Below are 14,086 nucleotides of genomic sequence, written 5' to 3'. Positions count from 1 at the left end.
CCCAGGAGCAGCCCGCATGACCGCGCCCCTCTCCCTCTCCGTGTCCGTGAACGGCGAGGCCGTCGCCGTCGCCGCGGGCACCACCCTGGACGCCCTCGTAGCGGCCCTGACCGGGGCGCCCTCGGGCGTCGCGGCCGCACTGAACGAGACCGTCGTGCCGCGCGGCCAGTGGTCCGCCGCGGCGCTCGCCGACGGCGACCGGGTCGAGGTCCTGACCGCGGTCCAGGGAGGCTGACCGTGTCCGACGACCTCTTCACCCTCGGGGACAGCGTCCTCGGCTCCCGGCTGATCATGGGAACGGGCGGGGCGCCCAGCCTCGATGTGCTGGAACGCTCGCTCGTCGCCTCCGGCACCGGGCTGACCACCGTCGCGATGCGCCGCCTCGACCCGACCGTGCGGGGCTCCGTGCTCTCCGTGCTGGAGCGGCTCTCCATCCGCGTCCTGCCGAACACCGCGGGCTGCTTCACCGCGGGCGAGGCCGTGCTCACCGCCCGGCTGGCCCGCGAGGCGCTCGGCACCGACTGGGTCAAGCTGGAGGTGGTGGCCGACGAGCGGACCCTGCTGCCCGACCCGATCGAGCTGCTGGACGCCGCGGAGATCCTGGTGGACGACGGTTTCACCGTCCTGCCGTACACCAATGACGATCCGGTGCTGGCCCGCCGGCTCCAGGACGTGGGATGTGCGGCGGTGATGCCGCTCGGCTCCCCCATCGGCTCGGGTCTGGGCATCCGCAATCCGCACAACTTCCAGCTGATCGTCGAGCAGGCCCGGGTCCCGGTGATCCTGGACGCGGGCGCCGGGACGGCGTCGGACGCGGCCCTCGCCATGGAGCTCGGGTGTGCGGCGGTGATGCTCGCCTCGGCGGTGACCCGGGCCCAGGAGCCCGAGCTGATGGCCGCCGCGATGCGTCATGCGGTGGAGGGCGGGCGGCTAGCGTACCGCGCGGGACGGATACCGCGCCGGCACTTCGCCGAGGCGTCGTCGCCGATGGCGGGCCGGGCGGCGCTGGACCCGGAGCGTCCGGCGTTCTGAGCCCGGAACCCGGAACTCCGGCAGCGGTGGATCGCGTGTCCCTGTCACGGCTCGGCTGCAGTACGAGGCCGACGGGTGACCTGCGACCGCGAAGCGGACGCGGTCCTGGGCCTGCGATTCCAAGGTGCTGATGGTCCCCGGTGGCGGAGCTATCAGGACATAGCGGTAACGCGGGAAGCGTGCGCGACGAGATGTGAACGCCCGGTCGCCAGGTCACCCGACAGCCTCCGAGGCCGCGGTGCCACCCGGCCAGTCGGCCGTGTCCGCGTCGGCTCGTAGACTCGCTGCGTGGATACGACCCTCCAGGACCCTCTCGTCGGGCAGCTGCTCGACGGCCGCTACCGCGTCGATGCCCTCATCGCCGTGGGCGGCATGGCCACGGTCTACCGGGCCATGGACACCCGGCTCGACCGGGTGCTCGCCCTCAAGGTGATGCACCCGGCGCTGGCGACCGACGCCTCGTTCGTCGAGCGCTTCATCCGTGAGGCCAAGTCGGTGGCCGGGCTCGCGCACCCCAATGTGGTCGGGGTCTTCGACCAGGGGGCCCAGGGGAGTTACGTCTATCTGGCGATGGAGTACGTCGCGGGCTGCACGCTGCGCGATGTGCTGCGCGAGCGCGGCGCACTGCAGCCGCGGGCCGCGCTGGACATCCTGGAGCCGGTGCTCGCGGCGCTCGGCGCCGCGCACCGGGCGGGCTTCGTGCACCGGGACATGAAGCCGGAGAACGTGCTCATAGGCGACGACGGCCGGGTCAAGGTCGCCGACTTCGGCCTGGTACGGGCCGTGGGCACGGTCACCAACACCACCGGGTCCATCCTGGGCACCGTCTCCTATCTCGCGCCCGAGCAGATCGAGCACGGCACCGCGGACACCCGCGCCGATGTGTACGCGTGCGGTGTGGTGCTGTACGAGATGCTCACCGGAGCCAAGCCGCACACCGGCGACTCCCCCGCCCAGGTCATCTACCAGCATCTGAACGAGGACGTCCCGGCCCCCTCGGGCCTCGTCCCGGGTCTCGCGCCCGAGCTCGACGCGCTGGTCGCGAGCGCCACCGCGCGTGACCCCGAGGTCCGGCCGTTCGACGCGGTGGCACTGCTCGCCGAGTCCCGCCGGGCCCGCTCCGGCCTCACCGACACCCAGCTGGACACGATACCGCCGCAGGCCCTCGCCGAGGTGCGCGACGCCGCCGAGGACCGCACGAGCGTGATCCCGCGGGTGCTGCCGCCCGGCCAGGGCACCGCCCACCACACCAGCCGGCTGGAGATGCCCCCGCCGCTGCCGCCGGCACAGCCGGACCGCCGGACCGGGCTCCTCGGCGGGCCGCGGCGCGGCATCGTCGCGGCGGTCGTCGCCGTGCTGCTGGTCCTGGGGATCGGCGGCGGCGTCTGGTACATCAACTCCGGCCAGTTCACCCACGTCCCCTCGGTGCTCGGCCAGAGCGAGAAGGCGGCCAAGGGGCGGCTGTCGGACGCCGGTCTCGAACTGAAGGGCGTCGAGCGCGCCTACAGCGACACGGTCGACCGCGGCAAGGTGATCGACAGCGACCCGAAGTCGGCTGCCCGGATCCGGGGCAACGGCTCGGTGACACTCGTCGTCTCGCGCGGGCCCGAGATCGTGAAGGTGCCCGACGTCCAGGGCAGCACCCTGGCCGAGGCCAGGCAGAAGCTGACGAAGGCGGGCCTGGTGCCCGGTATGACCACCAAGGAGTTCAGCGAGGACGCGGGGGCCGGTGAGGTGGTGCGGACGGATCCCGAGGCGGGCGCCGAGCGCCACCCGGACACCGCGGTCGCGATCGTGGTCTCCAAGGGCAGCCCGGTCGACGTCCCCGATGTCACCGGCCTCTCCGTCAAGGACGCCACCGACGCGCTGGACGAGGAGGGGCTGAAGGCCAAGGTGCTGCCCCGCCGGGTGAACTCCCCCGAGGACGCGGGCGACATCGCCGAGCAGTCACCGGCCGAGGGCCAGGAGGCCGCCGAGGGCGACAGCATCACGCTGACGGTCTCCAAGGGCCCGCAGCTGATCGATGTCCCGGACGTCACCGGCAAGGACGTCGCCGACGCCCGCAGCGAGCTGGAGGACGCGGGCTTCGAGGTCAAGGTCGACCATCCGTTCCTCTCCTTCAGCGACACGATCGCGAGCCAGTCCGTCGACGGCGGCGACCGGGCCCCCGAGGGCAGCACCATCACCATCAGGACCAAGGGGCTCTAGATCCGTATGCGCAACCCCGTCGGCGGCCATGTACCGGTGGCCGGCGGCCTCGCCAGGACCGGCCTCCCCTACGCCCGGGAGATGGGCGCGGAGGCCGTCCAGGTCTTCGTCGCCAATCCGCGCGGATGGGCGGCCCCGGCCGGGAATCCGGCCCAGGACGAGCAGTTCCGCGCCGAGTGCGCCGCCGGGTCCCTGCCGGTGTACGTTCACGCCCCGTACCTGATCAATTTCGGCTCGCACACCGCGGCGACCGTCGAGAAGTCCGTGGACTCACTGCGCCACTCCCTGCGCCGGGCCCGCGAGATCGGCGCCCTGGGCGTCGTGGTGCACACCGGCTCGGCGACCAACGGCCGCCCCCGCCAGGAGGCGCTGGCCCAGGTGCGCACCCATATGCGGCCACTGCTGGACGAGCTGACGCACGACGACGACCCGTTCCTGCTGCTGGAGTCGACCGCCGGTCAGGGGTTCTCGCTCTGCTCACGGACCTGGGACTTCGGCCCGTACTTCGACGCACTCGACGCCCATCCGAAGCTCGGCATCTGTCTCGACACCTGCCACATCTTCGCGGCGGGACACGATCTGGCCGGTCCCGGCGGGATGAACGAGACGCTGGACCTGCTGGTGGAGACGGTCGGCGAGGGCCGGCTGAAGCTGATCCACGCCAATGACTCCAAGGACGTGGCCGGAGCCCACAAGGACCGCCACGAGAACATCGGTGCGGGCCACATCGGCGAGGAGCCGTTCCGCGAGCTGTTCTCCCATCCGGCCACCGAGGGCGTTCCGCTGATCATCGAGACACCGGGCGGCAAGGAGGGCCACGCGGCGGACGTGGCCCGGCTGAAGGAGCTGCGCGGCCGGAGCTGATCCGATCCCGCCCACGGATGCGGAATACCCCAGGGGGGTATACGGTTCCTGTAGTCGACAGGAACCGCCATCCAGCATTGGGGGATCGACATGCAGAACCACTCGGCGCACACGGACCACTCAGCGCACACGGCCGAGCCGGGCCGCACGGCCCACACCGCGCACGCCGACCACGCCGACCACGCGGACCACTCCGGCCATCACCCCGGCACCGTCGGGTGGAGGACCGCGGCGCAGGCCACCCTGCACTGCCTCACCGGATGCGCCATCGGTGAGGTGCTCGGCATGGTGATCGGTACGGCGTTCGGCTGGGGCAACATGGCGACGATGGCCCTCGCGATCGCCCTGGCGTTCTTCTTCGGCTACACGCTGACCCTGCGCTCCATCCGGAAGGCCGGCGTCGACTTCCGTACGGCGTTCCGCGTCGCCCTCGCCGCCGACACGCTCTCCATCGCGGTGATGGAGCTGATCGACAACGGGCTGATCGCCCTGTGGCCCGGCGCGATGGACGCGACACTCGCGGACGCGCTGTTCTGGGGGACGCTCGCCCTTTCGCTGGCCGTGGCCTTCGTCGTCACCACGCCGGTCAACAAGTGGATGATCGGCCGCGGCAAGGGGCACGCCGTGGTGCACCAGTACCACCACTGAGGCGGCCCGGGGACCGGCAGGGCCGGGGGTCAGAGCTCGGGGCCGTCCCCGGGCTCCTCCTGGTAGGAGTAGCGCTGTTCCTTCCACGGATCGCCGATGTTGTGATAGCCGCGCTCCTCCCAGAAGCCGCGGCGGTCGGCGGTCATGTACTCGATGCCCCGGACCCACTTGGGGCCCTTCCAGGCGTACAGCTGCGGAACCACCAGCCGGAGCGGGAAGCCGTGCTCGGCGGTGAGCAGTTCACCGCCCTTGTGGGTGGCGAACAAAGCCCGCTCGGCGGTGAAGTCGTCGATCCTGAGGTTCGAGCTGAATCCGTACTCGGCCCAGACCATCACATGGGTGACATGGGGCGCGGGCGGCGCTAGTGCCACGACGTCGCGGACGAGCACCCCGCCCCACTCGGCGCCGAGCATGCTGAATTTCGTCACGCAGTGCAGATCGGCGACGACCGAGGAGAAGGGCAGCGCCGAGAATTCCTGATGGTTCCAGCAGTGCTTGTCACCGTCGGCCGTGGCCCCGAAAACCCGGAATTCCCAACGGTCGGGCTTGAACTTCGGCACCGGCCCGTAATGGGTGACCGGCCAGCCGCGCTGCAGTCGCTGTCCCGGCGGAAGCTCGGACTGCTCTGATGCGCGGTGTTCCCGGCTTTCCGGCTGACCCATGACTCCATGGTGACAGACAGGCAGGGGTGGTCATGACCAGCACAGAGACGTTTCGGGCAAATACCACTAAGCATGTACTTACTGGACGACCACCGGGTGCGATGCGAAGATGCGGCCAACTTGCCCAGTTCACCGGTTGGAAGGAGCCTCTGCGATGCAGGGCGACCCCGAGGTCCTCGAGTTCCTGAACGAACAGCTGACCGCCGAATTGACTGCCATCAATCAGTATTTCCTGCATGCAAAGATGCAGGACAACTTCGGCTGGACGAAGCTCGCGAAGTACACCCGATCCGAGTCGTTCGACGAAATGAAGCACGCCGAGATCCTGACCGACCGGATCCTCTTCCTCGATGGACTGCCGAACTACCAACGGCTCTTCCACGTACGCGTGGGCCAGACGGTCACCGAGATGTTCCAGGCGGACCGCCAGGTCGAGGTGGAGGCGATCGACCGCCTCAAGCGGGGCATCGAGCTGATGCGCGGCAAGGGCGACATCACGTCCGCGAACATCTTCGAGTCGATCCTGGCCGACGAGGAGCACCACATCGACTATCTGGACACCCAGCTGGAACTGGTCGAGAAACTCGGCGAGCCGCTCTACATCGCGCAGCTGATCGAGCAGCCGGAGAGCTGACCGACGCGTGGCCGGTATCCGTACCCGGCCACGCTCAGGCGGCTTCGGGGAATCCGGCCGTCGGCCCGAGAGCGGGGACGGCGCCGGGTTCGGTACCGGCGTCCAGACGTTCGACCGTGCCGGGCGGCTGCTTCCGGTCGAGCAGTTCGCGGCGCGGACAGGCGCCGCGGCCGAGCATCGCCTGGATGGTGCGGACGCAGCTGCCGCAGTCGGTCCCCGCCTTGCAGGCGGAGGCTATCTGGCGGGGCGTGCAGGCGCCGGCTTCCGCATGCTTCTTGACCTGCTGCTCCGTGACGCCGAAGCACGAGCAGACGTACATGCGGGTTTCACCTCCCGGCGGGATGGATCGTGGCGGCCGTCCCGATAATCGGTGAGGCTAACCTAACCTTACCTGTCACCCGAGAGCGGCAAAAGCCCCGGAACGCCCTGTGGGGCACAGATCACATCGATCCGTGCCCCACAGTCGCAACTGCGCTACCAGCGGTGACGCCTACTGGTCCCGGTACATCTCGGCGACCAGGAACGCGAGGTCCAACGACTGGCTGCGGTTGAGCCGCGGGTCGCAGGCCGTCTCGTAACGCTGGTGCAGATCGTCCACGAAGATCTCGTGGCCGCCGCCGACGCACTCGGTGACGTCGTCACCGGTGAGCTCGACGTGGATGCCGCCCGGGTGGGTGCCGAGGCCCTTGTGCACCTCGAAGAAGCCCTTGACCTCGTCCAGGACGTCGTCGAAGCGGCGGGTCTTGTGGCCGGACGCGGCCTCGAAGGTGTTGCCGTGCATCGGGTCGGTGACCCAGGCGACGGTGGCACCGGAGGCGGTGACCTTCTCGACCAGCTCGGGGAGCTTGTCGCGGACCTTGTCGGCGCCCATCCGGACGATGAAGGTCAGCCGGCCGGGCTCGCGCTCGGGGTCGAGGCGGTCGATGTAGCCGAGCGCCTCGTCGACGGTGGTCGTCGGTCCGAGCTTGATGCCGATGGGGTTGCGGATCTTCGAGGCGAACTCGATGTGCGCGCCGTCCATCTGGCGGGTGCGCTCACCGATCCACACCATGTGTCCCGAGGTGTCGTACAGCTCGCCGGTGCGCGAGTCGGTGCGGGTCAGCGCCGACTCGTAGTCCAGCAGCAGGCCCTCGTGCGAGGCGTAGAACTCGACGGCCTTGAACTCGGCCGGGTCCGTGCCGCACGCCTTCATGAAGTTCAGCGCGTTGTCGATCTCGCGGGCCAGTGCCTCGTAGCGCTGGCCGGACGGGGACGACTTCACGAAGTCCTGGTTCCAGGCGTGCACCTGGCGCAGGTCGGCGTAACCGCCGGTGGTGAAGGCGCGGACGAGGTTCAGCGTGGAAGCGGATGCGTGGTACATCTGCTTCAGCCGGTCCGGGTCCGGGACGCGCTCGGCCTCGGTGAAGGCGAAGCCGTTGACGGAGTCGCCGCGGTAGGTCGGCAGGGTCACGCCGTCGCGGGTCTCGGTCGACTTGGAGCGCGGCTTGGAGTACTGGCCGGCGATCCGGCCCACCTTGACGACGGGCACGGAGGCCGCGTAGGTGAGGACGGCGCTCATCTGGAGCAGCGTCTTCAGCTTGGCGCGGATGTGCTCGGCCGACACGGCGTCGAAGGCCTCGGCGCAGTCACCGCCCTGGAGCAGGAACGCCTCGCCCTTGGCGACGGCTCCCATGCGGGCGCGCAGCTGGTCGCACTCGCCCGCGAAGACGAGCGGCGGATACGACGCGAGGTCCGCGAGTACATCGCGCAGCGCCTCGGAGTCGGGGTACTCGGGCTGCTGCGCCGCGGGAAGGTCTCGCCAGGTGTTGCCACCGGCGACGGAGGTATTGGCGTTCACGGTCACGGGTTCCACATTACGGGGTCCTGTCGACTGCTTTTCCTGATGCTCAGTGACTGAGACGGACGAGGCGGCGTGCCAGTGACGAGGGACACAGTCGGGGCTGCTAGCGTCACCGTTTTCGGATGTCAAGCAAATGAACCGCAGGGGTGGGGTTTTGAAGCAGAACCATCGCAAGGACCTCAAGAAGAGACGGATGCTCTACGGGGTGGGGGCAGCGGTCGTGGCGACCGCGACGATCGGCACGGTCGCCATGGCGTCCCAGGACACCGTGACGACCGACAGCAAGCCGGCCTCCGCGGCCGCCGCGCTGCAGACGCAGTTCAAGGACGCGGCGCGCGAGTTCGACGTACCGCAGAGTGTGCTGATGGCGGTCTCCTACCGCCAGACGCTGTGGGAGAGCCACGACGGCGAGCCGAGCACCAGCGGCGCGTACAACGTCATGGGGCTCACCCGGGTCACCGAGGACGACATCGAGCAGCCGACGGACGCGGAGCGGCTCGCACACCTCAACATGAGCGGCGACCCGGCCGTGACGAAGCACTTCGACGCCGAGCGTGCCCTGCGCACCCTGCCGAAGCGGGTGGACACCGGCGCGGCCGAGCTGCACACACTGGACGAGGCCGCGAAGCTGATCGGCAAGCCGGCCGGCGCCGTGCAGGACGACACCGCGCAGTCCATCCGCGCGGGCGCGGCGCTGCTCGCGAAGTACCAGCGCGAGGCCACCGACTCGCTGCCCGACGACGCCGGCAAGTGGTACCCGGCCGTCGCGCGCTACAGCCAGGCACCGGACACCAAGGGCGCCACGCTCTTCGCCAACCGCGTCTTCGAGTCCGTCCGCAACGGCGAGAGCCGGCTGACGGCGGACGGCCAGCAGCTGTCGCTGCCCGCCGACCCGTCGGTGGCCCCGGTCAAACCCGCGAACATGCCGCTCGCGGCGACGAACGCGAGCACCACCGCGACCCCGGCCCCGGAGTGCCCGTCCGGGCTGAACTGCGACTTCAGGCCCGCCGGGTACAAGCAGAACAGCAGCGCCCCGGACGACTTCGGCAACTACAACGTCGCCGACCGTCCGGCGAGCGGCGAGGACATCCGCTACATCGTCATCCACGACACGGAGGGCGGGTACGACGGTTCGCTGGCCACCTTCCAGAACCCGGCGTCCTACGCGAGCGCGCACTATCTGATCCGGGCCAAGGACGGCCTGGTCACCCAGATGGTCGAGACCAGGAACGAGGCGTGGCACGCGGCGAACAAGACCGTGAACATGCACTCGGTGGGTATCGAGCACGAGGGCTACGCGATCAAGTCGGGCAGCTGGTACACCGAGCCGCAGTACGAGTCGTCCGCGACGCTCGTGAAGTACCTCGCCGCCCGGTTCTCCATCCCGCTCGACCGTGAGCACATCATCGGCCACGACGAGGTGCCCGGCGTCCTGGACGGCAACGTCGCCGGCCAGCACTGGGACCCGGGACCCTTCTGGGACTGGAACCACTACATGTCCCTGGTCGGCGCCCCGACCGGCGCCAGTGGCGCGGGCGGCCCGGTCAAGGCCGGCCAGGTGGTCCGGGTCGTGCCCCCGTTCACCACGGCCAACCAGCCGACGCTGACGTACGGCGGCAGCACGGTGGCCAAGCAGCCGACGAACTTCGGCTACCTCTACACCTCGGCCTCCACGACGTCCGCGATGATCAGCGACCCGTACATCCCGAACGTGAAGGCCACCGACGGCCCGAACTGGGGCAACAAGGTCGTCGCCGGAGGCCAGTACGTCGTCGCCGAGGCCAAGGCCGACTGGACCGCCATCTGGTACGGCGGCAAGAAGGCCTGGTTCCAGAACCCGGGCGGCCAGTTCACCAAGGCGGTCGCCAAGACCGCCCAGCCGGTGCTGAAGCCCAGGGCGGGTGTGACGTCCATCCCGGTGTACGGGCGCGCCTACCCGGAGGAAGCCGCCTACTCGGACACCGGTGTGCCGGTGCAGACGAAGAACGACGAGTCGCTGTCGAAGTACGTCGTCCCCGCAGGCCAGGCGTACCCGCAGGTGGGTCCGGCCCAGGCCGGTGACTACTGGTTCGCGGGTACGTTCGCCGGTACGGCCGAGAACGACCGGACGCTGGTGAAGGGGAGCACGAACCTCTTCTACCCGATCCGCTACAACCACCGCATCGCCTGGGTGAGGGCGAGCGACGTCCAGCAGGCGAGCAGCACCGTCCCGGACGCCGGGACGAACCGCTACAACATCATCGGCCGGGACAGCGCGGGCGACGTCTGGCAGTACCAGGGCACCGGCAGCGCCACGTCCCCGTACTACAAGCGCTACCTCATGGGCTACGGCTGGCAGAACTACACCGCCATGACCGCCATGACCGCGATGCGGGCCGACGGCACGGGCGACATCGTGGCCCGCGACAAGGACGGTGTGCTCTGGTACTACCGCGGCAGCGGCAACCCGGACAAGCCGTATCTGGCCCGGCTCAAGGTGGGCAGCGGCTGGAACCAGTACGACGGCATCTGGGGCATGCGCGACCTGGACGGGGACGGCAAGGCGGACGTGATCGCCCGCAACGGCTCCGGGGTGATCTATTTCTACAAGGGAACGGGTGACCCGGCGAAGCCCTTCGCCCCCAAGGCGCAGATAGGCACGGGCTGGCAGATCTACGACGCCGTCGTCTCCACCGGCGATCTGAACGGTGACGGCAAGGCTGACTTCGTGGCGCGGGACAAGTCCGGAGTGCTCTGGACCTACACGGGTACCGGCAGCGCCACCGCGCCGTATGCCAAGCGGGTGCAGATCGGTTCCGGCTGGGGCGCCTACAAGCTGATGCTGGGTCCGAGCGACCTGAACCGGGACGGCATCGGGGACCTGATCGGCGTGAACGGATCGGGAGAGCTCTGGTTCTACGCGGGCACCGGTAACGCGGCCAAGCCCTTCGCCGCCAAGGCGCAGGTCGGCACCGGCTGGCAGATCTACAACTCGCTGTTCTGAGCTGAGCCGAGTTGAGCTGACCGGACCGCAGGCCCGTTCCATCCATCGGGTGGAGCGGGCCTCCTCGTGCCCGATCGTGGGTTAGGGTTCGGGCATGTTCGCGCACTCGACCCGTAACTGGTGGTGGACCGCTCATCCGGCGGCCCACTGACTGCGCGTACGCAGAAAGACGCAGAGGCCGCCCGAGGGGCGGCCTTTTCCGTGTCCACGGGCCGTTCCTCCCAGCTGATTCCAGTGGAAGGAACACCCGCCATGACACCGCACCCGGCACCGCACACGATCGTCCAGAGACTTCTCGGCGAGGACTGCCCGCCCTTCGCCCTGCTCCGCAGGCGTACCCCCGGCCATGACCACGACACCGTCGAGGTGCTGATCGGTGAGGTGCGGGAGGTGGACCGGCTGGCGGACCTCCCGGTCTGTGAGCGGCCCTCGCTCGCCCTGGTGCCGTTCCGGCAGATCGCCGAGCGCGGCTTCGACGTACGGGACGACGGAACACCGCTGGCCGTCCTGGTCGCGGACGAGACCTACGCGCTGCCGCTCGACGAGACGCTGGAGCAGCTCCCCGCGCACGAGGTGCGGGTCCGGGACGGCGCTTTCGATGTCGCCGACGAGGAGTACGCGGGGACCGTCCGGCGGGTCATCGAGGACGAGATCGGCCGGGGCGAGGGCGCGAACTTCGTCATCCGGCGGACCTTCCGGGGTGAGATCCCGGGGTTCGGGAGGGCGGACGCGCTGGCGCTGTTCCGGCGGCTGCTGGCCGGTGAGCGGGGCGCGTACTGGACGTTCGTCGTGCACACCGGGGACAGGACACTGGTCGGGGCCAGCCCCGAGGTGCATGTGCGGATGTCCGGCGGGACGGTCGTGATGAACCCGATCAGCGGCACCTACCGCTACCCCGCCGAAGGGCCGTCCGCCGAGAGCCTGCTGGCCTTCCTCGGCGACCGAAAGGAGACCGAGGAACTCTCCATGGTGGTCGACGAGGAGCTGAAGATGATGTGCACCGTCGGCGACATGGGCGGTGTGGTGATCGGCCCCCGGCTCAAGGAGATGGCCCATCTCGCGCACACGGAGTACGAGTTGCGCGGGCGCTCCTCGCTGGATGTGCGCGAGGTGCTGAAGGAGACCATGTTCGCGGCGACGGTCACCGGCTCCCCCGTGCAGAACGCCTGCCGGGTCATCGAGCGGTACGAGACCGGCGGGCGCGGCTACTACGCGGGTGCGCTGGCCCTGCTGCGGCAGGGACCCGACGGGGCGCAGACGCTGGACTCGCCGATCCTGATCCGGACCGCCGACATCTCGGCGCGGGGGCAGCTCAGGGTGCCGGTCGGGGCGACGCTGGTGCGCCACTCCGACCCGGCGGGCGAGGTCGCCGAGACCCACGCGAAGGCGGCCGGGGTGCTGACCGCGCTGGGCGTGCTGCCGGGCCGGCCGAGAACCGTGGGCGCGCCGCCGCGACTGGCCGCGGACCCGCGGGTGCGGGCGGCGCTGGACGCCAGGCGGGACGGGCTCGCACCGTTCTGGCTGCGGATGCAGGAGCGCACCGACGAGCTGTCCGGCCATGCGCTGGTGATCGACGGCGAGGACACGTTCACCGCGATGCTGGGGCATCTGCTGCGCGCCTCGGGTCTCGATGTGTCGGTGCGCCGCTACGACGAACCGGGGCTGCGCGCGGCCGTGCGGGCGCACGAGGGGCCCGTGGTGCTGGGCCCCGGGCCGGGGAATCCGGGCGATCCGGACGATCCGAAGATGCGGCAGCTGCGGGCACTGGCGGCGGAGCTGGTCCAAGGCCACCGGCACGGGCTGCTGGGGGTGTGCCTGGGCCATGAGCTGATCGCTGCGGAGCTGGGGCTGGAGATCGTCCGCAAGACGGTGCCGTACCAGGGTGCGCAGACCCGGATCGAGCTGTTCGGGCGGCCGGAGACGGTCGGCTTCTACAACAGTTTCACCGCGCGCTGCGACGACGCCGTGGCCGCCGAGCTGGCGGCGCACGGCATCGAGGCGAGCGTGGACGGGGCGACCGGGGAGCTGCACGCGCTGCGCGGGGACGGCTTCGCCTCGGTGCAGTTCCACCCGGAGTCGGTGCTGACGCTGCGCGGCTCGGCGATCGTGAGCGAGCTGCTGGCCGGACTGCCGGTGCGCGGCTGAGGCGGCCGCCCGGACCCTGTCGGGTGCTCAGGGTCCGGGCGGCGCCGGGACCAGGACGTTGGCACTGCGGCGGCGGGCCAGGTAGTCGTCGACGTTCTGGACGGTGGCCTCGATGATCTGGCCCACCGCGTCCTCGGTGTAGTACGCCTGGTGCGAGGTGACGATGACGTTCGGGAAGGTGACCAGCCGGGCCAGGGTGTCGTCGTCGATGCCCTCGATCGACTTGTCGAGGAAGAAGAGCCCGGCCTCGGCCTCGTACACGTCGAGTCCGACGCCGAGGAACCGGCCGGCCCGCAACTCCCCGACCAGGGCGGTGGTGTCGACGAGTCCGCCGCGGCTGGAGTTGATCAGGATCGCGTCGTCCTTCATCCGGGCCAGGGCGTCCTTGCCGATGACGTGGTGGGTCGAGGGCAGCAGCGGGACGTGCAGGCTGATCAGGTCGGACTCGGCGAGGAGCTGGTCCTTGTCGACGTACCGCATGCCGAGCTCGACGCAGGCCGGGTTCTCGGCGACGTCCCAGCCCAGCAGATTCATGCCGAAGCCATGGGCGATCCGGGTGAAGGCCTCACCGATCTTGCCGGTGCCGACGACACCGGCCGTGCGGCCGTGCATGTCCCGGCCGAGGAGCCCGTCGAGGCGGAAGTCGAAGTCGCGGGTGCGGCCGGCGGCCCGGATGACGCGGCGGTTGACCGCCATGGCGAGGGTCCAGGCGAATTCGGCGACCGAGTGGGGCGAGTAGGAGGAGACCCGGGCCACGCGCATGGCGAGGCGCTCGGCGACGTCCAGGTCGATGTTGTTGAAGCCGGTGGAGCGCTGGGCGATCATCTGCGTGCCGCCGGCCGCGAGGGTCTGCAGGACGCTGCTGCCCAGGTCGGCGTTGACGCTGGTGGAGATGATCTCGTAGCCGGCCGCGATGGGTGCGGTGTCCCGGTTCAGGAAGACGTCCAGGCAGCGGACCTCGTGTTTCCCGGCGAAGGCTTTCTCGATCAGCGGCTTCTCGTCGGACTGCACGCCGAAGGCCAGGATTTCCACTGCGTCTCCCGTGACTGATGCGGGTGAGGTGGGGGGCC

Annotated in this window: 13 protein-coding genes; 9 read left to right on the top strand and 4 right to left on the bottom strand. The window is 70.0% G+C overall.

Annotation, left to right across the window (positions count from 1 at the left end):
* Positions 1-16: 16 nt before the first annotated feature.
* The 5 genes from thiS to J1C73_RS04720 all read left to right on the top strand — a co-directional run bounded on the left by thiS (position 17) and on the right by J1C73_RS04720 (position 4,752).
* The gene (thiS, locus tag J1C73_RS04740; protein WP_207315222.1) at positions 17-235 is read left to right on the top strand and encodes a sulfur carrier protein ThiS; all 219 of its coding nucleotides are present in this window, start codon (positions 17-19) and stop codon (positions 233-235) included.
* Between the two features lie 2 nt (positions 236-237).
* Entirely contained in the window at positions 238-1,032 is a 795-nt protein-coding gene (locus J1C73_RS04735; protein WP_207315221.1) for a thiazole synthase, read from the top strand.
* A gap of 288 nt (positions 1,033-1,320) precedes the next feature.
* Positions 1,321-3,240, top strand: coding sequence for a Stk1 family PASTA domain-containing Ser/Thr kinase (pknB, locus tag J1C73_RS04730; protein ID WP_207315220.1), 1,920 nt, complete (start codon positions 1,321-1,323; stop codon positions 3,238-3,240).
* Positions 3,241-3,246: 6 nt separating this feature from the next.
* Positions 3,247-4,104 carry a deoxyribonuclease IV gene (locus J1C73_RS04725; RefSeq protein WP_207315219.1) on the top strand — a complete coding sequence of 286 codons (858 nt, stop codon included), beginning with the start codon at positions 3,247-3,249 and terminating at the stop codon, positions 4,102-4,104.
* 90 nt (positions 4,105-4,194) lie between these two features.
* Complete coding sequence (locus tag J1C73_RS04720; protein ID WP_207315218.1) at positions 4,195-4,752, top strand: DUF4396 domain-containing protein; 558 nt, start codon at positions 4,195-4,197, stop codon at positions 4,750-4,752.
* Positions 4,753-4,781: 29 nt separating this feature from the next.
* Here J1C73_RS04720 and J1C73_RS04715 read toward each other — a convergent pair whose 3' ends face one another.
* Complete coding sequence (locus J1C73_RS04715; protein ID WP_123470055.1) at positions 4,782-5,414, bottom strand: sulfite oxidase-like oxidoreductase; 633 nt, start codon at positions 5,412-5,414, stop codon at positions 4,782-4,784.
* A 154-nt stretch (positions 5,415-5,568) separates the two neighbouring features.
* On the opposite strand from J1C73_RS04715, the gene bfr reads away from it, so the two are divergent.
* On the top strand, positions 5,569-6,048 hold the full coding sequence (gene bfr, locus J1C73_RS04710; protein ID WP_123470058.1) for a bacterioferritin: 480 nt from the start codon (positions 5,569-5,571) through the stop codon (positions 6,046-6,048).
* Between the two features lie 34 nt (positions 6,049-6,082).
* On the opposite strand, the gene J1C73_RS04705 is transcribed toward bfr, so the two are convergent.
* Positions 6,083-6,367 (bottom strand): (2Fe-2S)-binding protein, encoded by a 285-nt coding sequence (locus J1C73_RS04705; RefSeq protein WP_207315217.1) that lies wholly within the window; start codon positions 6,365-6,367, stop codon positions 6,083-6,085.
* Between the two features lie 171 nt (positions 6,368-6,538).
* The gene (locus J1C73_RS04700) at positions 6,539-7,885 is read right to left on the bottom strand and encodes a class II 3-deoxy-7-phosphoheptulonate synthase (RefSeq protein WP_164494414.1); all 1,347 of its coding nucleotides are present in this window, start codon (positions 7,883-7,885) and stop codon (positions 6,539-6,541) included.
* Between the two features lie 157 nt (positions 7,886-8,042).
* On the opposite strand from J1C73_RS04700, the gene J1C73_RS04695 reads away from it, so the two are divergent.
* From J1C73_RS04695 to J1C73_RS04685, 3 genes are all read left to right on the top strand, one after another.
* A complete protein-coding gene (locus tag J1C73_RS04695) occupies positions 8,043-10,871 on the top strand; it encodes an N-acetylmuramoyl-L-alanine amidase (protein ID WP_207315216.1) in 2,829 nt (942 codons plus the stop codon).
* A 94-nt stretch (positions 10,872-10,965) separates the two neighbouring features.
* Entirely contained in the window at positions 10,966-11,022 is a 57-nt protein-coding gene (locus J1C73_RS35880; RefSeq protein ID WP_073735655.1) for a trp operon leader peptide, read from the top strand.
* A 101-nt stretch (positions 11,023-11,123) separates the two neighbouring features.
* Positions 11,124-13,016 carry an anthranilate synthase family protein gene (locus tag J1C73_RS04685; RefSeq protein ID WP_207315215.1) on the top strand — a complete coding sequence of 631 codons (1,893 nt, stop codon included), beginning with the start codon at positions 11,124-11,126 and terminating at the stop codon, positions 13,014-13,016.
* A gap of 27 nt (positions 13,017-13,043) precedes the next feature.
* Here the strand turns inward: J1C73_RS04685 and J1C73_RS04680 are convergent, their stop codons facing one another.
* Positions 13,044-14,048 carry a 2-hydroxyacid dehydrogenase gene (locus J1C73_RS04680; protein WP_207315214.1) on the bottom strand — a complete coding sequence of 335 codons (1,005 nt, stop codon included), beginning with the start codon at positions 14,046-14,048 and terminating at the stop codon, positions 13,044-13,046.
* Positions 14,049-14,086 lie beyond the last annotated feature (38 nt).

The sequence above is a fragment of the Streptomyces laculatispora genome, from assembly GCF_017353455.1.
Taxonomy (GTDB): Bacteria; Actinomycetota; Actinomycetes; order Streptomycetales; family Streptomycetaceae; genus Streptomyces; species Streptomyces laculatispora.
Note: the sequence above shows the minus strand (reverse complement) of the source record. Positions and strands in the feature narration are given on the sequence as shown.